Source organism: Rhodanobacter humi, assembly GCF_041107455.1.
Classification (GTDB): domain Bacteria; phylum Pseudomonadota; class Gammaproteobacteria; order Xanthomonadales; family Rhodanobacteraceae; genus Rhodanobacter_A.
Genome location: NZ_JBGBPY010000001.1, coordinates 626,831 through 647,868, shown reverse-complemented (window position 1 = coordinate 647,868; position 21,038 = coordinate 626,831). Strand labels below are relative to the sequence as shown.

General features: G+C 69.4%; 24 protein-coding genes. 12 read left to right on the top strand and 12 right to left on the bottom strand.

Translation table 11 applies throughout. The annotated features are described in order from the left end of the window. Window positions 1-152 precede the first annotated feature (152 nt). Genes rlmH through AB7878_RS02990 form a run of 3 tightly spaced genes read left to right on the top strand, consistent with a single transcriptional unit; the run spans window position 153 to window position 1,697 of the window. Complete coding sequence (rlmH, locus tag AB7878_RS03000; protein WP_369492933.1) at window positions 153-623, top strand: 23S rRNA (pseudouridine(1915)-N(3))-methyltransferase RlmH; 471 nt, start codon at window positions 153-155, stop codon at window positions 621-623. A gap of 43 nt (window positions 624-666) precedes the next feature. Then, window positions 667-1,116, top strand: coding sequence for a GNAT family N-acetyltransferase (locus AB7878_RS02995; protein ID WP_369492932.1), 450 nt, complete (start codon window positions 667-669; stop codon window positions 1,114-1,116). Window positions 1,117-1,127: 11 nt separating this feature from the next. Continuing rightward, window positions 1,128-1,697: a Maf family protein gene (locus AB7878_RS02990; protein WP_369492931.1), complete on the top strand. Its 570-nt coding sequence runs from the start codon at window positions 1,128-1,130 to the stop codon at window positions 1,695-1,697. Between the two features lie 270 nt (window positions 1,698-1,967). On the opposite strand, the gene AB7878_RS02985 is transcribed toward AB7878_RS02990, so the two are convergent. Next, entirely contained in the window at window positions 1,968-2,780 is an 813-nt protein-coding gene (locus tag AB7878_RS02985) for a CPBP family intramembrane glutamic endopeptidase (protein WP_369492930.1), read from the bottom strand. Window positions 2,781-2,980: 200 nt separating this feature from the next. Between AB7878_RS02985 and AB7878_RS02980 the strand changes: the two genes are divergently transcribed. After that, window positions 2,981-3,757, top strand: a complete 777-nt coding sequence (locus AB7878_RS02980; RefSeq protein WP_369492929.1) for a class I SAM-dependent methyltransferase — start codon at window positions 2,981-2,983, stop codon at window positions 3,755-3,757. 82 nt (window positions 3,758-3,839) lie between these two features. Further along, window positions 3,840-5,396, top strand: a complete 1,557-nt coding sequence (locus AB7878_RS02975) for a TerC family protein (RefSeq protein ID WP_369492928.1) — start codon at window positions 3,840-3,842, stop codon at window positions 5,394-5,396. Here AB7878_RS02975 and AB7878_RS02970 read toward each other — a convergent pair. After that, a complete protein-coding gene (locus AB7878_RS02970) occupies window positions 5,393-5,788 on the bottom strand; it encodes an MAPEG family protein (protein ID WP_369492927.1) in 396 nt (131 codons plus the stop codon). The genes AB7878_RS02975 and AB7878_RS02970 overlap by 4 nt on opposite strands. A gap of 91 nt (window positions 5,789-5,879) precedes the next feature. Here AB7878_RS02970 and ypfJ point away from each other — a divergent pair, with 91 nt between their 5' ends. Both ypfJ and AB7878_RS02960 read left to right on the top strand, forming a co-directional pair. Further along, entirely contained in the window at window positions 5,880-6,767 is an 888-nt protein-coding gene (gene ypfJ / locus AB7878_RS02965) for a KPN_02809 family neutral zinc metallopeptidase (RefSeq protein ID WP_369492926.1), read from the top strand. A 114-nt stretch (window positions 6,768-6,881) separates the two neighbouring features. Next, window positions 6,882-7,250 (top strand): YkgJ family cysteine cluster protein, encoded by a 369-nt coding sequence (locus AB7878_RS02960; RefSeq protein ID WP_369492925.1) that lies wholly within the window; start codon window positions 6,882-6,884, stop codon window positions 7,248-7,250. 179 nt (window positions 7,251-7,429) lie between these two features. Here the strand turns inward: AB7878_RS02960 and AB7878_RS02955 are convergent, their stop codons facing one another. The 3 genes from AB7878_RS02955 to AB7878_RS02945 are packed head-to-tail and all read right to left on the bottom strand — an operon-like array spanning window position 7,430 to window position 9,418. Further along, window positions 7,430-8,029: a peroxiredoxin gene (locus AB7878_RS02955; RefSeq protein ID WP_369492924.1), complete on the bottom strand. Its 600-nt coding sequence runs from the start codon at window positions 8,027-8,029 to the stop codon at window positions 7,430-7,432. 47 nt (window positions 8,030-8,076) lie between these two features. Then, complete coding sequence (locus AB7878_RS02950; RefSeq protein ID WP_369492923.1) at window positions 8,077-8,859, bottom strand: anti-sigma factor family protein; 783 nt, start codon at window positions 8,857-8,859, stop codon at window positions 8,077-8,079. Continuing rightward, the gene (locus AB7878_RS02945) at window positions 8,846-9,418 is read right to left on the bottom strand and encodes a sigma-70 family RNA polymerase sigma factor (protein WP_369492922.1); all 573 of its coding nucleotides are present in this window, start codon (window positions 9,416-9,418) and stop codon (window positions 8,846-8,848) included. The genes AB7878_RS02950 and AB7878_RS02945 overlap by 14 nt, the downstream gene beginning before the upstream one ends. Before the next feature lie 121 nt (window positions 9,419-9,539). Here AB7878_RS02945 and AB7878_RS02940 point away from each other — a divergent pair, with 121 nt between their 5' ends. Both AB7878_RS02940 and AB7878_RS02935 read left to right on the top strand, forming a co-directional pair. Further along, window positions 9,540-10,487, top strand: a complete 948-nt coding sequence (locus tag AB7878_RS02940; RefSeq protein ID WP_369492921.1) for a metallophosphoesterase family protein — start codon at window positions 9,540-9,542, stop codon at window positions 10,485-10,487. Further along, window positions 10,484-10,825 carry a cupredoxin domain-containing protein gene (locus AB7878_RS02935; protein WP_369492920.1) on the top strand — a complete coding sequence of 114 codons (342 nt, stop codon included), beginning with the start codon at window positions 10,484-10,486 and terminating at the stop codon, window positions 10,823-10,825. Before AB7878_RS02940 ends, AB7878_RS02935 begins: the two co-directional genes overlap by 4 nt. Here the strand turns inward: AB7878_RS02935 and AB7878_RS02930 are convergent. Beyond that, the gene (locus AB7878_RS02930; protein WP_369492919.1) at window positions 10,812-11,618 is read right to left on the bottom strand and encodes a dioxygenase family protein; all 807 of its coding nucleotides are present in this window, start codon (window positions 11,616-11,618) and stop codon (window positions 10,812-10,814) included. The genes AB7878_RS02935 and AB7878_RS02930 overlap by 14 nt on opposite strands. Before the next feature lie 166 nt (window positions 11,619-11,784). Further along, window positions 11,785-13,653 (bottom strand): DEAD/DEAH box helicase, encoded by a 1,869-nt coding sequence (locus AB7878_RS02925; RefSeq protein ID WP_369492918.1) that lies wholly within the window; start codon window positions 13,651-13,653, stop codon window positions 11,785-11,787. 193 nt (window positions 13,654-13,846) lie between these two features. Between AB7878_RS02925 and AB7878_RS02920 the strand changes: the two genes are divergently transcribed. After that, window positions 13,847-14,596 (top strand): SDR family NAD(P)-dependent oxidoreductase, encoded by a 750-nt coding sequence (locus AB7878_RS02920; RefSeq protein ID WP_369492917.1) that lies wholly within the window; start codon window positions 13,847-13,849, stop codon window positions 14,594-14,596. Between the two features lie 93 nt (window positions 14,597-14,689). On the opposite strand, the gene AB7878_RS02915 is transcribed toward AB7878_RS02920, so the two are convergent. Continuing rightward, complete coding sequence (locus AB7878_RS02915; protein ID WP_369492916.1) at window positions 14,690-16,024, bottom strand: DEAD/DEAH box helicase; 1,335 nt, start codon at window positions 16,022-16,024, stop codon at window positions 14,690-14,692. Window positions 16,025-16,197: 173 nt separating this feature from the next. Here AB7878_RS02915 and AB7878_RS02910 point away from each other — a divergent pair, with 173 nt between their 5' ends. Together AB7878_RS02910 and AB7878_RS02905 are read left to right on the top strand one after the other, a co-directional pair. Further along, the gene (locus AB7878_RS02910; protein ID WP_369492915.1) at window positions 16,198-17,430 is read left to right on the top strand and encodes an MFS transporter; all 1,233 of its coding nucleotides are present in this window, start codon (window positions 16,198-16,200) and stop codon (window positions 17,428-17,430) included. Between the two features lie 37 nt (window positions 17,431-17,467). Further along, the gene (locus AB7878_RS02905) at window positions 17,468-17,953 is read left to right on the top strand and encodes an FKBP-type peptidyl-prolyl cis-trans isomerase (protein WP_369492914.1); all 486 of its coding nucleotides are present in this window, start codon (window positions 17,468-17,470) and stop codon (window positions 17,951-17,953) included. Between the two features lie 199 nt (window positions 17,954-18,152). Here AB7878_RS02905 and AB7878_RS02900 read toward each other — a convergent pair whose 3' ends face one another. From AB7878_RS02900 to AB7878_RS02885, 4 genes are all read right to left on the bottom strand, one after another. Continuing rightward, complete coding sequence (locus AB7878_RS02900; protein WP_369492913.1) at window positions 18,153-18,581, bottom strand: organic hydroperoxide resistance protein; 429 nt, start codon at window positions 18,579-18,581, stop codon at window positions 18,153-18,155. A gap of 162 nt (window positions 18,582-18,743) precedes the next feature. Further along, complete coding sequence (locus AB7878_RS02895) at window positions 18,744-19,298, bottom strand: C40 family peptidase (protein WP_369492912.1); 555 nt, start codon at window positions 19,296-19,298, stop codon at window positions 18,744-18,746. A gap of 72 nt (window positions 19,299-19,370) precedes the next feature. Further along, window positions 19,371-20,606, bottom strand: a complete 1,236-nt coding sequence (locus AB7878_RS02890; protein ID WP_369492911.1) for a M56 family metallopeptidase — start codon at window positions 20,604-20,606, stop codon at window positions 19,371-19,373. Between the two features lies 1 nt (window position 20,607). Further along, the gene (locus tag AB7878_RS02885) at window positions 20,608-20,994 is read right to left on the bottom strand and encodes a BlaI/MecI/CopY family transcriptional regulator (protein ID WP_369492910.1); all 387 of its coding nucleotides are present in this window, start codon (window positions 20,992-20,994) and stop codon (window positions 20,608-20,610) included. Window positions 20,995-21,038: the final 44 nt, after the last annotated feature.

Here is a 21,038-nt window from a genome sequence, read left to right as displayed (position 1 = left end):
GACAAGCACATCCGCAAGCCCCGACCCCTCACCTCAATCCTCTCCTCGCTCCTCAAGACTGCGGCCATCCATGGCCGCTCCCCGCGTGCCCTCAAGGGGAGAGGAGGCGAACGCGGGCGCTGCGCGCCGGCTTTGATTGTTGAACTGCGATCATGCGCGCACGCCTGATCGCGGTTGGCGAGCGCATGCCCTCGTGGGTGGCCGAGGGTTTTGCCGAATACCGCAAGCGCCTCTCGTACGAGCTGCCGCTGGAACTGGTCGAACTGAAACCCGGTGCGCGCGGCAAGGGCCGCGACGACGCGAAGGCGATGCAGGACGAAGGCGCCGCGATCCTCGCTGCGCTGCCGCGCGATACGCACGTGGTCGCGCTGGACGGCCGGGGCAAGACCTGGTCCAGCGAGGAACTGGCCGAACAGCTGAAGGCATGGCGCATGGCCGGGCGCGACCTGGCTTTCCTGATCGGCGGTCCCGACGGTCACGCGGCGGAGGTGCTCGCGCGCGCCGATCAGCGCTGGTCGCTGGGCCCGCTCACCTTGCCGCACATGCTGGTGCGGCTGGTGCTGGCCGAGCAGCTCTACCGCGCCACCACCATCGTGGCGGGGCATCCCTACCATCGTGCGTGACGGTAAGCTGGGCACTCCCCCCCCCTCGCCATCGGGAAAGCCCATGCCGTTCGAGATACGCCGCGCCACGTTCCACGACCTCGATGCGCTGGTGCCGCTGTTCGACGGCTACCGCCGGTTCTACGGCAAGCCGTCCGACGAGGCGGGGGCGCGCGACTTCCTCACCGCCCGTCTGCGCCTCGGCGAGTCGATGATCCTGCTGGCCCGCGACGCGCACGGCACGGCGCTGGGCTTCACCCAGCTCTATCCGCTGTTCTCCTCGGTGCGCATGGTGCGCACCTGGCTGCTCAACGACTTGTTCGTGACTGCGGACGCACGGCGGCAAGGCGTGGCGAAGGCCTTGCTGGAAGCCGCCGCCGCGCAGGCGCGGAACCAGGGTGCGGCCAGCCTCTCGCTCTCCACCGCGCACGACAACCTGGCCGCGCAGGCGCTGTACGAATCGCTGGGCTGGCAGCGCGACACGCAGTTCCGCGAATACGCGCTCACGCTTTGAAGGGTATCCACATGCTCCATCTCGCCTCGCAGTCGCCGCGCCGCCGCGAGCTGCTGACCCAGCTCGGCGTGGCGTTCCGCGTGGTCGACGTGGACGTGCCCGAGCGGCGCGCCGCGCAGGAATCGCCGCGCGAGTACGTGAGTCGGGTCGCCCGCGACAAGGCGCGCGCCGGGCTGGCCGCGCTGGCCGGCGACGCCGATGCGCGCGTGCTGGGCGCGGACACCGAGGTGGTGCTGGACGACGAGGTGTTCGGCAAGCCGTGCGATGCGGCGGATGCGGCGGCGATGCTGCGCCGCCTGTCCGGTCGCACGCACGAGGTGATTTCGTCAGTGTGGTTGATCGGTGCGCATACGGAACGCAACGCCTGCTGCGTGTCGCGGGTGCGCTTCGCGGCGCTCGACGAGGCCGCCATCGCCGCCTATGTCGCCACCGGCGAATCCTTCGGCAAGGCCGGTGCGTATGCGATCCAGGGCCACGGCGCGGCGCTGGTCGAGCACCTGGAAGGCAGCTACTCGGGCGTGATGGGCTTGCCGCTGTTCGAGACGGCGCGACTCCTGCGCGAGGCCGGCGTCATCGGCTAAGAGCCTGTTCAATGTCTCCACGTGGCCCGCGCTGGGAGCTGTTTGCGCGCAGACCAAGGAAGAACGAGGAAGTGGACGCCCGTCCACGACCGAGTGATGACGCCGGGATGCGGGCAAACAGACCCGGCCCGAAGGGTTGCCCATGAATGGCCGCCATGCGGCAGCGCGCGGCTTGACCTGCCAGCCAGGCAGGCGCTGCACCACGCACTGCCACCTGACGGCCATTCATGGGCAACGCGAGCTACGCGGAGACGTTGAACAGGCTCTAAGTCACCCCGGATGGGCCAGCGACGCGAACAGCGCCAGCATCGCCAGCAGGTTGTTGCTGGCATGGGCGATCACCGCAGGCCACAACGAGCCTGAGCGCAGCCGCAGCCAGGCCAGCACCACGCCGAGCAGTGCGAGGTTGGGCAGCGCGTACCACAGCCAGTGCAGGTCGGGCAGGTGCACCAGTGCGAACAGCGCGGCGCTGGCCAGCACCGCCCAGACGGTGCGCAGGCGGCGCAGCAGGGCGGACAGCAGCACGCCGCGGAACAGCAGCTCCTCCACCAGCGGGCCGATGCTGGCCACCGCCAGGGTGAGCGCGATGCGGAAGCCGGTGCCGGCGCCGCCGCCCAGCTGCTTCACGTCCTGCGGCACGGCGTGGCCGTGCGCCAGCAGTTCAGTGAGCTTGCCGCCGACCAGCGGCACCACCAGCCCCAGCGCCACCGCGGCAATGCAGTACGCCGCCGCGGGCGTGGCGAAACCGAAGCCGGGCGGCTGTGCCTGTGCCCACAAACGCGGCCAGCGCGCGCGCGCCGCCCACAACGTGACCAGCGCGGCGCCGCACAAGGTGACGATCACCACCGCGCTGCTGATGTCCGGGCGAGTGACCAGCGCGCGCAGGTCGACGGGCGTGGCGCCGTGCAGCAGGCGGTAGCCGAAGCCCAGCAGCAGCGCCGTCACGAAGCCCGTCACCACCTGCATGGCGAAGTACAGCGCGATCAGGCCCAGCGCACCGCCGATGCCGGGCAGCCCGGGCAAGGTGGGGGCGGCAAAGGTCGGCGGCAGGGCAGGTGGCAGGCTGTGGCGCGGTGCATCCATCGGACGTGGAACCCATGCGCCTGATGGACGAAATCGCCGGGACGCGCGGCGCCGCACCCCGATGCCGCATCTTGGCCGCTGCGCGCGAGCCGGCGCAATACGCCATCCGGCACGGTCGGGTCGGTGCTACGCTCTGGCCTGCATTGGGCTGGAGACTGTCCGGCTGACAATCAGGCGGCTTGCGCTGCAAGGGAGGGACAGTGGGTGAGGATTTCGTGCGCAGCGCGGTCGAGCGTCTGCGACCGGTCACCGAGTTTCCCGAGGTCCTGTTCGAGCGCTTGCTCGCCGACGGCAGCCTGCCGTCGGGCGGCGCCGTGCTGGACCTGCACTGCGGCGGCAGCAACCTCGCACGCGGCCTGGCGTTGCGCGGCTGTGCGCTCACCGGCATCGACCATTCCGCCCCCCTGCTGGCCCATGCCGCCGAACTCGACCGGCTCGCCGGGGTGACGGTGACGCAGTGGCGGGCGCGGGTGGAGAACGCGGATTTCCCGGCCGCCTCGTTCGATGCGGTCACCGCCGGGCAGTGCTGGCAGGCCTGCGAGCGGCCACGCACGCTCGCGTTGGCGCGCGGCTGGCTGCGCCCGGGCGGACGCCTGCTGATCGTGCAATACGAATGGTTGCCGCTGGCCGGCAACGTGGTGCAGGACAGCGAACGGCTGATCCTGGCCTGCAACCCCGGCTGGACAGCGCACAGCGGCAGCGGCCTGCATCCGCTGTGGCTGAAGGAGGTGGCCGAGGCCGGCTTCGGCGACCTGCGCACCTGGTCGCTGGATATCGAAGTGCCCTGCAGCCACGTGGCCTGGCGCAAGCGCGTGCGGGCCTGCCCCGCCGTGGCGGCGCTGAGCGACGAGGCGCGCGTGCAGCGGCTGGACGTGGAGCTGATGGCGATGCTGGCCGAGCGCCACGCGAACGAGCCGATGGTCGTGCCGTACCGGCTGTGGGTGGTCAGCGCGGCGGTGCCGGTCGAACTGGCCTGAGCGCGTCGCGCCGGCTGCGCCGCGCCGCTTGCTATAGTGATCGGCCGCTCCCAGGAGGATGACGGCGCCGCGCGCCCAACCCATGTTCGCATTCGACTGGCTCGCCGACCCCTCCGCCTGGGCCGGTCTCCTCACCCTGGTGGTGCTGGAGATCGTGCTCGGCATCGACAACCTCGTCTTCGTCGCGATCCTCGCCGACAAGCTGCCCACGCAACAGCGCGACCGCGCCCGCCTGATGGGCCTCGGCCTCGCCTTGGTGATGCGCCTGCTGCTGCTGGCGGCGATGTCCTGGCTGGTGCGGCTGACCGCGCCGATCCTCAACTGGCACGGCTTCGCGCTGTCGTGGCGCGACATCATCCTGCTGCTGGGCGGCGCCTTCCTGCTGTTCAAGGCGACGCTGGAGCTGCACGAGCGGCTGGAGGCCGGCGACGAGCACGACGAGTCCGCCCGGGCCCGGGCCCGCTTCTGGCTGGTGGTGGCGCAGATCGTGGTGCTCGACCTGGTGTTCTCGCTGGATTCGGTGATCACCGCGGTGGGCATGGTCGACCACCTCGCGATCATGATGATCGCGGTGGTGATCGCGATGATCCTGATGATCAGCGCCAGCAAGCCGCTCACCGCCTTCGTCAACGCGCGACCCACGGTGGTGATCCTGTGCCTGTCGTTCCTGCTGATGATCGGCTTCAGCCTGGTCGCCGAGGGTTTCGGTTTCCACATCCCGAAGGGCTACCTGTACGCCGCGATCGGCTTCTCGATCATGATCGAGGCGTTCAACCAGACCATGCGCCGCAATCGCCGGCGCAGCCTGTTCAGCAGTTCGCGTACGCTGCGCGACCGCACCGCGCAGGCGGTGCTGCGCCTGCTCGGCGCCGGCGGCGAGGACGAGGAGGACGCGCCCATGGCCGCCGACGCAGCCGCCGAGAGCGGCGCTGCGATGTTCGGCAAGGACGAACTGGTGATGGTGCAGGGCGTGCTGGACCTCGCGCACCGGCCGGTGCGCTCGATCATGACCCCGCGCCCGGAGATCAGCTGGATCGACCCGCGCGAGGACGCGGAAAAATTGCGCGCCGAAGTCACCGCCTCCAGCCACCACTGGTTACCGGTGGCTGGCGACGACCTCGACCAGCTGATCGGCGTGGCCACTTCGCGCGACCTGCTGGCCAGCCTGCTCGAACACGGCCGCATCGACACCGACGCCGTCGTGCGCAAGCCGATGAGCGTGCTGGAATCGCTGAGCGTGCTGCGCCTGATCGAGGAGTTCCGCCGCTCGCCGCTGCAGGTGGCGCTGGTGGTGGACGAGTACGGCAGCGTGCTGGGCCTGGTCACCCCGGCCGACGTGCTGGAGGTGATCGCCGGCGAATTCCCCGACGAGCACAGCGGCGACCCCGCTGCGGTGCAGGAGAGCGACGGCGCCTGGCTGCTGGATGCCAGCCTCGACCTGCGCCGGGTGGAACACCTGCTGGGCCACCGCCTGAGCAGCGACGACGGCTTCGCCAGCCTGGCCGGCTACGTGCTGCAGCAGCTGGGGCGGTTGCCCGTGGCGGGCGACCGCTTCACCAGCGAGGGCCTGCAGTTCGAGGTGGTGGCGATGGATGGCGCGCGCATTGAACGGCTGCGGGTCGTACCCGCCGCGGGTTAACCCATCAGCAGCGCGCGGCCTGTGCCGAACGCGGCCAGCACCAGCACCGCGAGCAAGGCCAGCGAGCCCAGCACGAAGCCGCCTTCGCGCTTGCTGGCTTCCTTGAGGTAGGCCGCGGCGTACCACACGCGCCCTGCCACCCACACCAGCCCGGCGAGGCCGGCCCAACTGCCCAGGCCGTAATGCGCGGCCAGCCACAGCAGCGGCAGGAACATCAGCGTGGCTTCCAGCGTGTTCATCTGTACCCGGAACGCGCGCTCGAACGCGGGATGGCCGCTGGTGGCCGGTGCCTTGATGCCGTATTTCCCACGCGCGAACCCCACCGCGGTGGCGGTGCCGAACATCAGCAGCACCGTGAGCAGGGTGACCAGGGCAGGCAGTTGCTGAAGCATGGCGCATCTCGTCCGGAGGGAGTCGCCACTGTAGCGGCGGCGACGGGCGAGGCGCTATCGTCGCCACGGGCACCGGCACGGGAGCGCGGACATGGACTGGCAGAAGGGCGAGAACAGCGACAACGTCGAGGAAGGCAGCGACGGTGGTGGCGGCGGCGGCGGTTTTCGGCCGGGCGGAGTCCACCTCGGCCTGGGCGGCATCCTGGTCCTCGTGGTGCTGAGCCTGATCTTCAAGCGCGACCTCATCACGCCTTTCCTGGGCGGTGACGGCGGCGTTGCGCAGCAGACCAGCGGACAGACGCAGCCGGCGCAGGCCGTCAGTTGCCAGAATCCCGCCAGCGAACAGATCTCCTTCGCCTGCCACATCATGGGGTCGACCGAGAAAACCTGGGGCGACTATTTCGCTACGGCCGGCCAAACCTACGTGGATCCCAAGCTGCACCTGTTCCAGGGCCAGGTGGCGACCGCGTGCGGCGCCGCCTCCACCGCGGTGGGGCCGTTCTATTGCCCGGGCGACCGCAAGGTCTACCTCGATCTTGGCTTCTTCCAGGAGCTGCAGGATCGATTCCACGCCTCCGGCGATTTCGCGCGCGCCTACGTGATCGCACACGAAGTCGGCCATCACGTGCAGAACCTGCTCGGCGTCTTCGACAAGGTGCGGCAACTCCAGCAGCAGGGCTATCCGATGGACGGGGCCGACGGCCTGTCCGTGCGGCAGGAATTGCAGGCCGATTGCTTCGCCGGCGTGTGGGCGAACCGCACGCAGCAGCGCCTGGCCTGGCTGAAGCCCGGCGACGTGGAGTCCGCGCTCAACGCGGCCAGTGCGGTGGGCGACGACACCTTGCAGAGGGAAACCCGGGGCAGCGTGGTGCCCGACACCTTCACCCACGGCACCTCGGCGCAGCGCGTGAAGTGGTTCAAGACCGGCATGGCCAGCGGCGACATCAACAGCTGCAACACGTTCGCGGGCGAGCCGTAGGATTTTGCGGATCAACGACAGGAAAACGAGGTGGCGGAGGCATCTTCCGCCGCCTCCCGAGCAGCCCTAGAATTTGTCGGCCGCGCGCCTCGGGGTGCGCTTTCGCCGGCCTGCATGAGCCATCCCTGCCTGAGTTGCGGCGCTTGCTGCGCCCATTTCCGCATCGCCTTCCACTGGTCCGAAACCGAGCCTTTCCTGGGCGGCACGGTGCCCGCGGGACTTACCGAGAAGCTCGACCCACACCGCGTGGTGATGCGCGGCACGCACTCGCAGCCCATGCGCTGCGTGGCGCTGGTCGGCGAGATCGGCAAGGCCGCGCACTGCAGCATCCACCCGATCAAGCCCTCGGTATGCCGCGAGGTGGAGCCGTCCTGGGAGTTCGGCCGGCACAGCCTGCAGTGCGACAAGGGGCGCATCGCCCATGACCTGGCGCCGCTGACGCCGGAGGACTGGATCGGCGTCGACGGAGCGGGCGCGGCCTAGGAGCCTGGGCGGCAGAAATCATCCGGGCTGCAAAGCCCGCCGTGCGGTGCATCTTTCCGTCGCTTCTTGCCCCATAGAACCACTATGGGGCGGCGAATCGTCGAAAACCTGCCCTCGCACGGCAGGCTTCTCGCCTCGAATGTTTCTACCGCCCAAGCTCCTAGTCGGCAGCGCCACGATCAGGGCGCGGCGCCCGCCTGCAGGTGCTGCACGATGGCCAGCGATTTCGTGACGTGGTCCTGCGGGTGCAGGTGGTCGGCTTCCGAGGAAAACGCCGCGACGATCTTGCCGTCGCGCCCGATCACGAAGGTGGTGCGCGGGATGAAGCCATGGTCGATGACCTGGCCGCGCACATCGGTCATGCCGGGTTCCGCCGGCTGCAGCTTGAGGCCGTAGGACGCGGCGATCCTGCCGTCGGCGTCGGAGGCGACCGGGAACTTGCCGGCGCAGTAGTTCGGATCGGACGAGAATGTGTTGAGCCGCTTCAGGCTGTCGGCCGAGACGCCGATGATGGTGGCGCCCGCCTTGTCGAAGCTGGCCTTTTGCGTGGCGAAGGTGTGCGCCTCGATGTCGCAGCCGCCGGTGTAGGCCGCCGGGTAGAAGTACACCACTACCGGCCCTTTCTTCAGCGCGTCCTGCAGCGAGAAGCTGAAATCCTTGCCGGCCAGGCTGGCCTCGGCGGTGAAGTCCGGCGCCTTGGCGCCCTGGTTCAGCGCGGCGAATGCCGGCACGGCCAGCAACACCGACGCCGCGAGTGCGCCTGCTGTCATGAGATTCATGTATCGATTTTTCATTGCGGTCGTCCTTTCGGTGGGGATGGGGTCAGTCAACGTGCATCGCTGCTGCCGCTGCCCCGGCGCAGATCCTGCACGAATGTGCGCAGCGCGGCGGGATCGACATCGGAGACTGCCACGTAGTGCATGCCGTCGTCGATCCAGCGCAGCACGGTGTAGCCATGCTGCCGCGATTCGCGCTGGGCGGCGTTGGCATCCGCCGTGGTGGCGGGCCATTCGTACACGCTGATGATATGCCGCTGGCGGCGGTATACCAGCGCCGCGACGCTGCGGCCTTCCAGCGCGTCCAGCCGGCCACCCACCAGCGGGAAGCCCGCGCCGGCCAGGTCCACCACTCGCGGCGAGAAATCCAGCTTGCCGTCGAACCACGGCTTCACCGTGTGCTGATCGGTCGACACCACGTCCATCAGGTGTTGCGGCTGCAGCGCGCGCAGATGGCTGGACACCGCATCGTCGACCAGCGCGTCGCCGGCCGCGTTGAGCGGTTGCGTGGCGTAGTACAGCGGCGTAGCCAGCAGCAGCGCGCCGGCGAAACCGGCCGCTGCGGCCCAGGCGATCGGTGCGCGGCGCGGGCGCGGGATGGTCGCCGGCGGCACGGATTCGTGTCGCGGCGTCCAGTGCTCGCGCAGCGCGGCCGGCGCGTGCCGGTACAGCTCCGGCTGCGCCAGCACGTGCCGCAGCCGTTCGTGTTCGCGCACGCGGGTAGCGCAGGCGGTGCAGTCGCGGACATGGCTGGCCATCGCGGCACTCTGCGCGACGTCGAGTTCGTCGTCGATATAGGCGTGCAACAGCAGTCGGGCGTCAGCGCAGATCATGGCGGCGCGCCTCCCCGGATCGGTGGGTCAGTTCGAGTTTCAGCCGCTCGCGGGCGCGGGCGAGCCGCGACATCACGGTGCCGATCTTCTGGCCGGTGATCGCGGCGATCTCCTTGTAGGAACATTCCTCCAGCTCGCGCAGCACGATCGCCTCGCGCCACGGCGGCGGCAGACGCTCCAGCGCGGCGCGCAGCGAGCCCACGTCCACCGCGAGCAGGGTCAGCGCCTCCGGCGTGGCCTGTTCGTCGACCAGCGGATGGGTGTCCTCGTCCAGCGGCTCGGTAAGGTGCTCGGGCAGGGTCTTGCTGCGCAGCGTGAAGAAGGTGTTGCGCACGATCGCCAGCAGCCACACCCGCGCATCGCCGCCGTGGAAGCTGTCGAAGTAGCGCAGCGCGCGCAGCATCGCCTCCTGCACCACGTCCTGTGCGTCGGCATCGTCGCGGGCCAGCCAGCGCGCGAGGTTCCACGCCGCGTCCAGCCACGGCAATACCACGGCTTCGAAGCGCGCGCCGATGGCGGGCGGCGGAGGCGGGGAGGCGGCTGGCGCTTCGCTGGGCATAAGGGGGTTACCGCGCGGGCAACGACTTTATTCCCGACGCGAAAAAACCGGAATAGGCCATTGGACCGCCCGGTAATGGATCACGAAGGGCGCACATCCCAGGCGCCGTGGAGTGGAAACCATGCAAGACGAACACGACAAGCGCACGATGGGCCGCCGCGAATTCATGAAGTGCATGGCCTGGGCCGGCACCGGCACCCTCTTGATGATGAAGGGCGGCGTGCTGCATGCCCGCACCCTGGGCGCCGCCGCGGGCGCCGAGGCGAGGGACACCACCTTCAGCTTCGCCCAGGTCAGCGATTCGCACATCGGCTTCCACCTCGCGCCGAACCCGGACCCGGCGGCCACGTTCCGCGCGGCGCTGGCCCAGGTCGACGCGCTGCCGGTGCGCCCGGATTTTGTATTGCACACCGGCGACCTCACCCACCTGTCGCGGCCGGACCAATTCGCCACCGTGCAGGGGTTGATGCAGGAGTCGCGCGCCGGCAAGGGCAAGGTGCTCTACGTGCCGGGCGAACACGACGTGATCGGCGACAACGGCGCGGAATTCTTCCGCCGTTTCGGCGAACGCCAGCACGACGGCGGCTGGTACAGCTTCGACCACCGTGGCGTGCACTTCGTGGGCCTGATCAACGTGCTGAACCTCAAGGCCGGCGGACTCGGCTACCTGGGCGCCGAGCAGCTCGCCTGGCTGAAGCAGGATCTCGCGCCGCTGTCCGCCGAGACGCCGGTGCTGGTGTTCGCGCACATGCCGATGTGGTCGCTGTACCCCCAGTGGGGCTGGGGCACCGACGACAGCGCGGAGGCGATGGGCTACCTGCGCCGCTTCGGCTCGGTCAGCGTGCTGAACGGCCACATCCACCAGATCCAGCAGAAGGTGGAAGGCAACATCACGTTCCACACCGCGCGCTCCACCGCCTACCCGCAGCCCGCGCCCGGCGCGGGACCGGTGCCGGGGCCGCTGAAGAGCGTGACGCCCGACCGGCTGCGCAGCTATCTCGGCATCCGCAGCGTGCGCCACGTGCAGGGCAAGGATGCGCTGGCCGTCACCGAGGAGGCGATGGCATGAGCGGTCGTCTTGTCCTTGCAGCCTGCCTGTGGCTGGCCGTGGGTGCACCGGCGCTGGCGGCGCATGCCGCGGTCGATGCCGCGGCCAAGCCTGGCCAGATCGAGATCCACAACTTCATGTTCATGCCGAAGACGCTCACCGTGCCGGTGGGCGCGAAGGTGACATGGATCAACCGCGACGAGGAGCCGCACATCGTGGTCAGCGCGAACGGGCAGTTCGCGCCGTCGAAGGCGCTGGACACCGGCGACCGCTACGTGACCATCTTCAGCAAACCGGGCACCTACACCTACTACTGCACGGTGCACCCATTCATGATCGGTACGGTCATCGTGAAGTGACGGTGGCCGGATCGTCGAAGCGGTAGATGTCCATCGCGAGGAAGCCGAGGTCGATGCCGGCGTCGATGCGCTGCGCTTGCGCGCCGTCGCCGGCCGCGCCCAGCGCGAAGAACAGCGGCAGCAGGTGCTCGTCGGTGGGGTGGGCGCGCTGGGCGAACGGCGCCTGGCGGCGGTAGTCGAGCAAGGCGTCGACGTCGCCCGCCGCCAGCTTCTGCTCGATCCAGCCGATGAAAGGACGCACGTAGGGCGCCTCGCGCTCGGCGCTGTAGCCGGCGCGGAAGTCGTGCAGGTTGTGGGTGATGCTGCCCGAGCCGATCAGCAGCACGCCTTCTCCGCGCAGTGGCGCCAGCGCACGGCCCAGCGCGTACTGGTGCGCGGAGCCCAGCTCCGGCTGGATCGACAGCGGTACCACCGGGATGTCGGCGTCAGGGTAGAGCAGGCGCAGCGGTACCCAGGCGCCGTGGTCCAGCCCGCGCTGCGGGTCGATTTGCGGCGCGAGGCCGGCTTGGTCGAGCAAGTCCATCACGCGCGCGGCGAGCGCGGGTGCGCCCGGCACGGGATAGCGCAGCTGGTACAGCGCAGGCGGGAAGCCGTGGAAGTCGTGGATCGTGTCCGGCTGTGCGGCGCCGCCCACCAGCGGCGCGTGCGCCAGCCAGTGCGCGCTGGCGATCACGATGGCCTTGGGGCGCGGCAACGCCTGCGCCAGTTCGGTCAGCCGCGCACCGGTTGCGCCGGGTTGCAACGCGGTCATCGGCGAGCCGTGGGAGATGTACAGGCTGGGCAGGGTGGGCATGGCGGATCGCCTCGTGGGGGATCGGCCCAAGATGGTGGCGCGTACGGAATTTGCATCCACAGCGAAGCGAACGCAGCGTTGCCTTGCGGAAACGCCGGCGCCGTGCCGGGCGTGGGTCGGGCTTCAGCCCGACATCTCCGCAAGGCAAGTCGGGCTGAAGCCCGACCTACTTCGAGCGTGGCGGCTTGCCGTCGTGCGCACGCGGCTTGCGCGGGCCGGGCTTGGCGCCGCCGGGCTTGAAACCGCCGGGTTTGCGGAAGCCGCCCGGCTTGCGGGCGGGATGCACGCCGTGTTCGCCGGTCGTGTCGTCCTTGCCGTCCCACGCATGGATCTGCAACTGCTGGCGCGCCACCCAGACCTTCTTCAGGTGCCCGAAGACTTCCTTCGGCATGCCGTCGGGCAGGTCGACCAGGCTGTGGTCGCCGCGGATGCTGAGGCGGCCGATGTACTGGCTGTCCAGCCCCGCCTCGTTGGCGATCGCGCCGATGATGTTGCCGGGCTTCACGCCGTGGTCGTGGCCGACCTCGATGCGGTAGGTGATCTTGCCCGCCTCGGTGTGGTGCGGACGCGGCGCGTGGCCGGTCGGCGCGCGCGGGTGTTCGCGCTCGGGCTTGCCGTGATGTTCGGAACGCTCGCGGCGCTCCGTCCGGTCGTGATGCTCGACGTGCTCGCGCGGCGCGGCTTCGCGCTTCGGCGGCGGCGCCAGCAGCAGCGGGCGGTCGCCTTGGGCGATGCGCGCCAGCGCGGCGGCGATCTCGATCGCCGGCACGTCGTGTTCCTGCTCGTACTGCTCGATCAGCTGCTGGAACAGCGTCAGCTCGCCGGTGGCGAGGCTGTCGCTGATGCGCTGCATGAACTTGGCGATGCGCTGGTCGTTCACCGCCTCGACGGTGGGCAGCTTCATCTCCTGAATCGGCTGGCGGGTGGCGCGTTCGATCGCGCGCAACATGCCCTTCTCGCGCGGCGTGACGAACAGGATCGCCTCGCCGCTGCGCCCGGCGCGGCCGGTGCGGCCGATGCGGTGCACGTAGCTCTCGGTGTCGTAGGGGATGTCGTAATTCATCACGTGGCTGATGCGCTCCACGTCGAGGCCGCGCGCGGCGACGTCGGTGGCGACCAGGATGTCGAGCTTGCCGTCCTTGAGCTGCTGGATCACCCGCTCGCGCTGCGGCTGCGCGATGTCGCCGTTGATCGCGGCGGCGGAGAAGCCGCGCGCCGACAATTTCTCGGCCAGCTCCTCGGTGGCCTGCTTGGTGCGCGCGAACACGATCATCGCGTCGAACGGTTCGGCTTCGAGAATGCGCGTCATCGCGTCCAGCTTGTGCATGCCGCTGACGAACCAGTAGCGCTGGCGGATGTTCGCCGCGGTGGTGGTGGCGGCCTTGATGGCGATCTCCACCGGTTCCTTCAGGTGCCTCTGCGCGATCTTGCGGATCGGCACCGGCATGGTGGCGGAGAACAGCGCCACCTGGCGGGTGGGTGGCGTGGCTTCCAGCACCTTCTCCACGTCGTCGACGAAGCCCATGCGCAGCATCTCGTCGGCTTCGTCGAGCACCAGATACTTGAGTTCCGAGAGGTCGAGCGTGCCCTTGTCGAGATGGTCGATCACCCGACCCGGCGTGCCCACCACGACGTGCACGCCACGGCGCAGCGCGTGCAACTGCGGGCCGTAGCTCTGGCCACCGTAGATCGGCAGCACCTGCAGGCCGGGCAGATGGGCGGCGTAGCGCTGGAACGCCTCGGCCACCTGGATCGCCAGTTCGCGCGTGGGCGCCAGCACCAGTGCCTGCGGCTTGCCGGGCTTGAGGTCGATGCGCGAGAGGATCGGCAGCGCGAACGCGGCGGTCTTGCCGGTGCCGGTCTGCGCCTGGCCCAGCACGTCGCGGCCTTCCAGCAGCGGCGGGATGGTGGCGGCCTGGATCGGCGAGGGCGACTCGTAGCCCACGTCGGTGAGCGCGCGCAGCACCTCCGGCGAAAGCGCAAGCGCGCCGAAGCCGGCGACAGCCGGGGCGGAATCGGGAGACGGGGCGGACATGGGGGAACCTCGAGGTGGCATGCGCGGCGGCATGCGGGAGAATGGTGGCATTGTAACAGTCTGAGATTTGTGCCGTTCGCCCTGAGCGTCGGCCCGAAGGGCCAGAGTCGAAGGGCATCGCGTGGCGCTTCGACTCCGCTTGCTGGCGCAAGCTACGCTCAGCGCGAACGGAACCTTTGATTGGGAGACGAACATGCACAACCGCCTGAAAGACCGCATCGCGCTGGTGACCGGCGCCTCCTCCGGCATCGGCGAAGCCACCGCGCTGGAACTGGCGCGGCACGGCGCCAAGGTCGCGATCGCCGCGCGCCGGCGCGAACGCCTGGACGCACTGGCGCAGCAGCTGGCCTCGCTCGGCGCCGAGCCGCTGGTGCTGGTGGCCGACCTCGCCGACGAGGCCGAGGCGCAACGCATCGTGCGCGAGACCGAGCAGCATTTCGGTCGTCTGGACATCCTCGTCAACAACGCCGGCGTGATGTACCTGGAGCCGGTCGCCGAGGCCGACCTCGGCCGCTGGCGGCACATGCTGGAACTCAACGTGCTGGGCCTGATCGCCTCGACGCAGGCCGCGCTGGCCGGCATGCGCGCGCGGCGCGACGGTCACATCGTCAACGTCTCCTCCACCGCCGGGCGCGTGGCCAACCCCAACGCGGCGGCCTACTCGGCCGCCAAGTTCGGCGTGGTGGCGTTCTCCGAGGCGCTGCGCCGCGAGGTGTACAAGGACAACATCCGCGTCAGCGTGATCGAGCCGGGCGCGGTGGCGACCGAGCTGCGCGAACACATCGGCCATGCCGCGACCAAGGACGCGCTCAACGCCTGGGCCGACAGCATGCGTCAGCTGCAGAGCCAGGACGTGGCCGAGGTGATCGCCTTCTGCGTGAGCCGGCCGTCGCACGTCAACATCAACGAAGTGCTGATGCGGCCCACCGATCAGGAGCGCTGACAAAACTGTAGGAGCGCACCCTGTGCGCGAATGCTCTGGTATCGATCAAAGCCAGAGCCATCGCGCACAGGGTGCGCTCCTACCGGTGTTTCGTCAGGCCTTCGCTGCCGGCCGCGGCCGGCGATGGCGCTTGCGGTTGCCCGCGGCGTGTTCGCTGCCGCCGTTCGATGACGCGTGGCCGTGCGGGCGATGCGCGCCGCCCTGACGCTGGCCGCCGCTGCTCTGGCGTTGCGGCGGCCGCGGCTGGCGCTGGCCCTGCTTCGGACGCGGCGCGCCGGCATCCAGCCGCAGCGGCGTGGAAGGCTCGAAGCCGGGCACGTTGTCGATGGCGATCTCGTCCTTGAGCAGCTTGCGGATGTCGCGCAGCAGGCCGGATTCGTCGTGGCTGACCAGCGACACCGCCTTGCCTTCGCTGCCGGCGCGGCCGGTGCGGCCGATGCGGTGCACGTAGTCCTCGGCCACCATCGGCAGGTCGAAGTTGATGACCATCGGCAGCTGGTCGATGTCGATGCCGCGCGCGGCGATGTCGGTGGCCACCAGCACGGTGATGCGGCTGCTCTTGAAGTCGGCGAGCGCCTTGGTGCGCGCGTTCTGGCTCTTGTTGCCGTGGATCGCCGCGGCGCGCAGGCCGGACACTTCCAGGTACTTCACCAGCTTGTCGGCGCCGTGCTTGGTGCGGCTGAACACCAGGGTCTGGCGGCGGCTGTCCTGGCTCAGCACGTGCAGCAGCAGCTCGCGCTTGTTCGCTGCGTCGACCGGGTGCACGTGGTGGCTGACCAGCGTGGCCACGGAGTTCGGCGGCGTCACCGAGACCTCGCGCGGCGCGCGCATGAACTGCATCGCCAGCGCCTTGATCTCGGGCGCGAAGGTGGCGGAGAACAGCAGGGTCTGGCGCTGCTTGGGCACGGCGCCGAGGATGCGCTTGAGCGCCGGCAGGAAGCCCATGTCGAGCATGCGGTCGGCCTCATCGAGCACCAGCGTCTCCACGCCGGAGAGGTCCAGCGTGCGCTGCTGCATGTGGTCGATCAGTCGGCCGGGCGTGGCGATCACGATGTCCACGCCGCGGCGCAGCACGTTGATCTGCGGGCCCATGCCGACGCCGCCGAAGATGGTGGTGGCGCTGACGCGCAGGTGCTTGCCGTAGTCGCGCAGGTTGTCGTGGATCTGCGCGGCCAGCTCGCGGGTGGGCGTGAGCACCAGGGCGCGCGGGCGGCGCGTCATGGTCGGGCCGGCGCCGGACAGCTTCTGCAGCAAGGGCAGCGCGAACGCGGCGGTCTTGCCGGTGCCGGTCTGCGCGGCGGCGAGCAGGTCGTGGCCTTCCAGCACCAGCGGGATGGATCCGGCCTGCACCGGGGTGGGTTCGGCGTAGCCCTGTTCGGCAAGCGCACGCAGCAACGCGGGCGCGAGGCCCAGCGATTCGAAAGACATGAAAACACTCCTGTGCAACCCGGAGCGTTCATGCGGAACCGTGTTGCGATCTTGGGAAATGGGGCGGCGCAAGCCGCAACGGCGGGGAAGCCGTGCGCGGAGTATAGCCGAAGCGGGCGGGCGCTGCCGGGATCGCGTGCTAGCCTGCGCCGTCGCCCTGCGGAGTGCCTGCCATGTCGCCGCTGTCGTCCCTGCGCGAACTGAGCCACGAACAGCGCCACACCGTGCTGGCCAGCTTCCTCGGCTGGACGCTGGATGCGTTCGACTACTTCCTGCTGACCTTCGTGATCGTGGGCGTGGCGAAGGAGTTCCACACCGACAACGAGGCGGTGACCTACGGCCTGTTCCTCACCCTGGCGGCGCGGCCGCTGGGCGCGCTGATCTTCGGCCGGCTGGCGGACCGCTACGGGCGGCGGCCGGTGCTGATGCTGGACGTGGTGCTGTTCTCGGTGTTCGAACTGGCCACGGCGTTCTCGACCTCGCTGGCCATGCTGCTGGTGCTGCGCTTCCTGTTCGGCGTGGCGATGGGCGGCGAGTGGGGCATCGGCGCCTCGCTGGCGATGGAGGCGATCCCGCCGAAATCGCGCGGCCTGGTCTCGGGCCTGCTGCAGAGTGGCTATCCCTGCGGCTTCTTCCTCGCCGCGCTGGCGAACTGGCTCTTGGTCGACGCGATCGGCTGGCGCGGCCTGTTCGTGGTGGGCGCGGTGCCGGCGCTGCTGGTGCTGTACATCCGGCGCAAGGTGCCGGAGTCGCCGGTGTGGCAGGCCGGGCAGCATGCGCACGGCAAGGTCGGGGTGGGCGAGGCGATGCGCGGGCACTGGAAGCTGTTCGCCTACATGATCGTGCTGATGTTCGCGTTCAACGCCTTCAGCCACGGCTCGCAGGACATGTACCACACCTTCGAGGAAGTGAACCTGCGCCTGCCCACCGGTTCGGGCGCGGCCTTCCTGCTGGTGGCGCTGCTCAACCTCGGCGCGCTGGCCGGCGGCCTGTTCTTCGGCGCGTGGTCGGAAAAGGTGGGGCGGCGGCGCGCGATGATCGTGGCCGCGCTGCTGGCGATTCCGGTGATCCCGCTGTGGACGCACGGCGGCTCGCTGTGGCTGCTCGGCCTGGGCGCCTTCCTGATCCAGGTGATGGTGCAGGGCGCCTGGGGCGTGGTGCCCACCCATCTCAACGAACTGTCGCCCGACGCGGTGCGCGGCACCCTGCCGGGCTTCGCCTACCAGCTCGGCAACCTGCTCGCCGCCGGCACTGCCACCGCGCAAACCTGTCTGGCGCACCGGCACGGTGGCGATTTCGCCTGGGCGATGTCGCTGTGGGTCGCGGTGGTGGCCGTGGTGCTCGCCGCACTGGTGTGGCTGGGGCCGGAGGCGCGTGGGGTGGGCTTCGGCAAGCCGGGCTCCTGATAGAATCACGCCCTTTGCATCATCAGAGAGACAGGCAATGAAGGCTGGCAAGGACAAGGTCGTCGCGCTGCACTACACGCTCAGCGTGGACGGCGCGAAGGTGGAAAGCTCGCACGACAACGGCGAGCCGTTGTGGATCCTGCTCGGCCACGGCCAGCTGATCCCGGGCCTGGAGAAGGCGCTGGAAGAGCACGCCGCCGGCGACAACGTCCAGGCGACGATCGCCCCCGTCGACGGTTATGGCGAACGCCAGGAAGGCCAGATCCAGCGCGTACCGAAGAAGTATTTCCAGCACGCCAAACACCTCAAGCCCGGCATGACCACCGTGCTGGCGCTGAAGGAAGGCGGCCAGCGCGCAGTCACCGTGCACAAGGTCGGCATGAGCGCGGTCGATGTGGACCTCAACCACCCGATGGCCGGCAAGACGCTGGACTTCGACGTCGCGATCCAGGAAGTGCGCGATGCCACCGAGGAAGAACTGAAGCACGGCCACGCCCATCCGCCGGGCAGTGCAGAGCACTGACCGGCGGATCAACGGTAAAAGCAAAACGGCGTCCCGCATCAATGTGACTCAAGCAAAAACGGCGTCCGAAAGGACGCCGTTTTTACGTTCGCCCCCTCTCCCGCCTGCGGGAGAGGGTTGGGGAGAGGGGACGGCCTTGCTGTGAGCCCGGCGGAGCACTGGCCGACGAATCAACAGCCCAATCATTCCGAATCTGGAATCACACCAGGCTGATCTGCACGTCCACGTTGCCGCGCGTGGCGTGCGAGTACGGGCAGATATCGCGATGGGCGGTGTCGACGAGTTCCTGCGCCACGGTGCGGTCGAGGCCCGGCAGGCTCACCTCCAGCCTCACCGCGATGCCGAAGCCGGTCGGCTCGCGTGGTCCGATGCCGACGTGCGCGGTCACCGAGGCGTCCTTCAGCGCGATCTTCTTCTCGCGCGCCACGTAGCGCACCGCACCCTCGAAGCAGGCCGCATAGCCGGCAGCGAACAGTTGCTCCGGATTGCTGCCGCGGCCGCCCGGGCCACCCAGTTCCTTCGGTACCTTCAGGTCGAAGTCCAGCACGCCGTCGCTGCTGTGGACATGGCCTTCGCGGCCGCCCTTGGCGGTGGAGGTGGCGGTGTACAGAATCTTGCTGATGCTCATGGATCGATCCTCGGTGTGGAAGCGACGGGTGGCCGTCGGGGCGGCATCGCGCAGGCAGGCGGCGGGCCGTGCAGCCGATATCGTGCTGGCCTGTCCGCCTAGCCTAGGCCCGTATCCGTGAGGCGGGCGTCCACTTCGCGCCCGTTCCGGGTGCGACGGGCATCAGTCCAGCACCCGCTTCCCGAACGCGAAGTGCTCGGCCCAGTACGGCCCGTCGATATCGTCCAGGCGCACGGTGCCGCCGCTGTTCGGCGCATGCACGAAGCGGCCCTTGCCCACGTAGACGCCGACATGGCTGATGCGGCCGCCGATGTCGAAGAACACCAGGTCGCCACTGACCAGCTGGGTCATGCGCTTGACCTTGCGCGCGTCCATGTCGGCCATTTCGCCGGAGGTGCGCGGCAGTTCGAGGCCGGTGGCGTTGCGGTAGATGTAGTCGACCAGGCCGCTGCAGTCGAAGCCGCCGGCGGGACTGTTGCCACCCCAGCGGTACGGCGTGCCGACCAAGGCCATGGCGCGGAACAGCACGTCGTTGGCGGCGGCGATCTCGCCCTCGGGGCCGCGTGCGGGTTCGCTGGCCAGGGCGGATGGGGTGGTGCCGCTGCGACGGGGCGCGCTGGCGCAGGCGGCCAGCAGGGCGATCGCAACGGTCAGCAGCGCCAGCCGGGCGATGCGCGCGGGCGAAGTTGCGAATCGGGCGGCGCGCTGCGGATTCACGAGACAACCTCGGCGTGGGACGCGCCGAGGTTATCAATTCAATAATTCACATGCAAATCAATTGGGTTTGGCCTACTTCGAACTTGATTTCTCAACTTCGTCCTTGCCGGCCTTGCCCGGCATTGGGTGGATGTCGAATCTGACCGGCACGCGCGCATAGCCCGTGACCGGCTTGCCGCCCTTGATCTCCGGATTGAAGCGCCACTGCCGCGCGGCATCGGTGGCCGCCGCGATCAGGTCGGCCGAGGTGGTGGTGCTGTGCTCGGGCTCGTAGGTGATGGTGCCCACGGAACCATCGGCGAGCACCTGGACTTTCAGTATCACGGTGCCTTGTTCGCCGGCCTTGATGGCCGCTGCGGGGTAGCGTGGATACATGCGCGAGTTGTAGGCGAGGTCCTGGCCGGCCTGCTGGTCGTGGACGGCCGCCTGCGCCACGAACACGCTGCCGGCCATCAGCACGGTAAGCGCGACAACACCCGCACGGCGGCGCAGGGCCCCGGGACGATGACGCTGGATCATGGTGAGTCGCTCCTTGAGTTGGGGCTCGGCGAGCCAGGGAATCAGCACCGGCACGGGGGACAGGCCGACGCTGTGCAGCAAGGTGTGGGCGTAGTCGGCGTCGTCGTGCGGCGCGTCGCGCAGCACGCGTTCGTCGCAGGCCAGTTCCTGGTCGAGCCGGAAGCGCGGCCGCGCCAGCCAAGCCAGCGGGTGGAACCACAGCAGCGCAAGTACCAGTTCGGCGACGAGGCTCCACAGCGCGTCGCCGCGACGCAGGTGGGTGAGTTCGTGATGCAGCACCAGGCGCCGTTCGGCGGCGGCGAAGCGTTCGAGGAAATCCGCCGGCAGCAGCACCAGGCTGCGCGGCGCCCACAGCACGGCGGGACCGCTCGGATGCAGGCGCAGGCGACGCGGATCGAGGTCGTGCAGTTCCTGCCGCAGACCCGTCACCAGCGCCGCCGGCAATGGACGAGACTGCCGACGCAGGCGCAGGTACTGCGCGACCAATCGCGACAGCATCGCGATTGCGCCGGCCAGCCACAGCCAGCGCGGCCACGGCGCGTGCGTGCTGGCCACGGCGCCCGCCGTTCCGGCGGCCAAACCGTCGGGCAGGACGTGGATGGCCGGCAGGGCGCCCCACTGTGAAGGCAGGGCGGGTAGCCACGGCAGCGCCATCGCCAGCATGGGCAGCAGCCACAGGACGAAGGCCGGGCCGGCGCCGAAGGCCCGCCGCACGGAGCGTCTCGCCAGCAGCACCGAGGCCAGCGCCGCGGTCACGAGCAGCAGGCAACGCAGCAGGCTCGCATCCATCTCAGCGTTCCTTCTTCTCGATGGCTGCCAGCAGCTTGCGCAGCTCGGCCACGTCCTTCGCGCCGAGCTTCTCGTGCTCGCTGAAATGCGCCAGCAGCGGACTGAGCTTGCCGCCGAACACGCGGTCGAGCAGGCTGCGGCTCTCCTGCGACTGCCATTGTTCACGGCTCAGCACGGGGGCGTAGAGGTAGCGCCGGCCATCCTTCTCCGCGCTTACCGCGCCCTTGCCGAGCAGGCGGCCGAGCAGGGTGCGGATGGTCTTTTCATGCCAGTCGCTGCCCTGTTGCACGGCGGCGACGATGTCCTCGGAAGTCTGCGGCGCCTTGCGCCACAGCACTTCCATCACGCGGCTTTCGGCTTCGCTGATCGCGGGAACAGGGTTCGGCATGGTTGCACCTGCAAAGGATTACGGGCGTAGTCTCATTGAAGACT

Excerpts from the sequence above, each read along its gene's own strand:
- rlmH (WP_369492933.1), top strand. The coding sequence starts at position 153 with ATGCGCGCACGCCTGATCGCGGTTGGCGAGCGCATGCCCTCGTGGGTG.
- AB7878_RS02995 (WP_369492932.1), top strand. The coding sequence starts at position 667 with ATGCCGTTCGAGATACGCCGCGCCACGTTCCACGACCTCGATGCGCTG.
- AB7878_RS02990 (WP_369492931.1), top strand. The coding sequence starts at position 1,128 with ATGCTCCATCTCGCCTCGCAGTCGCCGCGCCGCCGCGAGCTGCTGACC.
- AB7878_RS02985 (WP_369492930.1), bottom strand. The coding sequence starts at position 2,780 with ATGGATGCACCGCGCCACAGCCTGCCACCTGCCCTGCCGCCGACCTTT.
- AB7878_RS02975 (WP_369492928.1), top strand. The coding sequence starts at position 3,840 with ATGTTCGCATTCGACTGGCTCGCCGACCCCTCCGCCTGGGCCGGTCTC.
- AB7878_RS02970 (WP_369492927.1), bottom strand. The coding sequence starts at position 5,788 with ATGCTTCAGCAACTGCCTGCCCTGGTCACCCTGCTCACGGTGCTGCTG.
- ypfJ (WP_369492926.1), top strand. The coding sequence starts at position 5,880 with ATGGACTGGCAGAAGGGCGAGAACAGCGACAACGTCGAGGAAGGCAGC.
- AB7878_RS02960 (WP_369492925.1), top strand. The coding sequence starts at position 6,882 with ATGAGCCATCCCTGCCTGAGTTGCGGCGCTTGCTGCGCCCATTTCCGC.
- AB7878_RS02955 (WP_369492924.1), bottom strand. The coding sequence starts at position 8,029 with ATGAATCTCATGACAGCAGGCGCACTCGCGGCGTCGGTGTTGCTGGCC.
- AB7878_RS02950 (WP_369492923.1), bottom strand. The coding sequence starts at position 8,859 with ATGATCTGCGCTGACGCCCGACTGCTGTTGCACGCCTATATCGACGAC.
- AB7878_RS02945 (WP_369492922.1), bottom strand. The coding sequence starts at position 9,418 with ATGCCCAGCGAAGCGCCAGCCGCCTCCCCGCCTCCGCCGCCCGCCATC.
- AB7878_RS02940 (WP_369492921.1), top strand. The coding sequence starts at position 9,540 with ATGCAAGACGAACACGACAAGCGCACGATGGGCCGCCGCGAATTCATG.
- AB7878_RS02935 (WP_369492920.1), top strand. The coding sequence starts at position 10,484 with ATGAGCGGTCGTCTTGTCCTTGCAGCCTGCCTGTGGCTGGCCGTGGGT.
- AB7878_RS02930 (WP_369492919.1), bottom strand. The coding sequence starts at position 11,618 with ATGCCCACCCTGCCCAGCCTGTACATCTCCCACGGCTCGCCGATGACC.
- AB7878_RS02925 (WP_369492918.1), bottom strand. The coding sequence starts at position 13,653 with ATGTCCGCCCCGTCTCCCGATTCCGCCCCGGCTGTCGCCGGCTTCGGC.
- AB7878_RS02920 (WP_369492917.1), top strand. The coding sequence starts at position 13,847 with ATGCACAACCGCCTGAAAGACCGCATCGCGCTGGTGACCGGCGCCTCC.
- AB7878_RS02915 (WP_369492916.1), bottom strand. The coding sequence starts at position 16,024 with ATGTCTTTCGAATCGCTGGGCCTCGCGCCCGCGTTGCTGCGTGCGCTT.
- AB7878_RS02910 (WP_369492915.1), top strand. The coding sequence starts at position 16,198 with ATGTCGCCGCTGTCGTCCCTGCGCGAACTGAGCCACGAACAGCGCCAC.
- AB7878_RS02905 (WP_369492914.1), top strand. The coding sequence starts at position 17,468 with ATGAAGGCTGGCAAGGACAAGGTCGTCGCGCTGCACTACACGCTCAGC.
- AB7878_RS02900 (WP_369492913.1), bottom strand. The coding sequence starts at position 18,581 with ATGAGCATCAGCAAGATTCTGTACACCGCCACCTCCACCGCCAAGGGC.
- AB7878_RS02890 (WP_369492911.1), bottom strand. The coding sequence starts at position 20,606 with ATGGATGCGAGCCTGCTGCGTTGCCTGCTGCTCGTGACCGCGGCGCTG.
- AB7878_RS02885 (WP_369492910.1), bottom strand. The coding sequence starts at position 20,994 with ATGCCGAACCCTGTTCCCGCGATCAGCGAAGCCGAAAGCCGCGTGATG.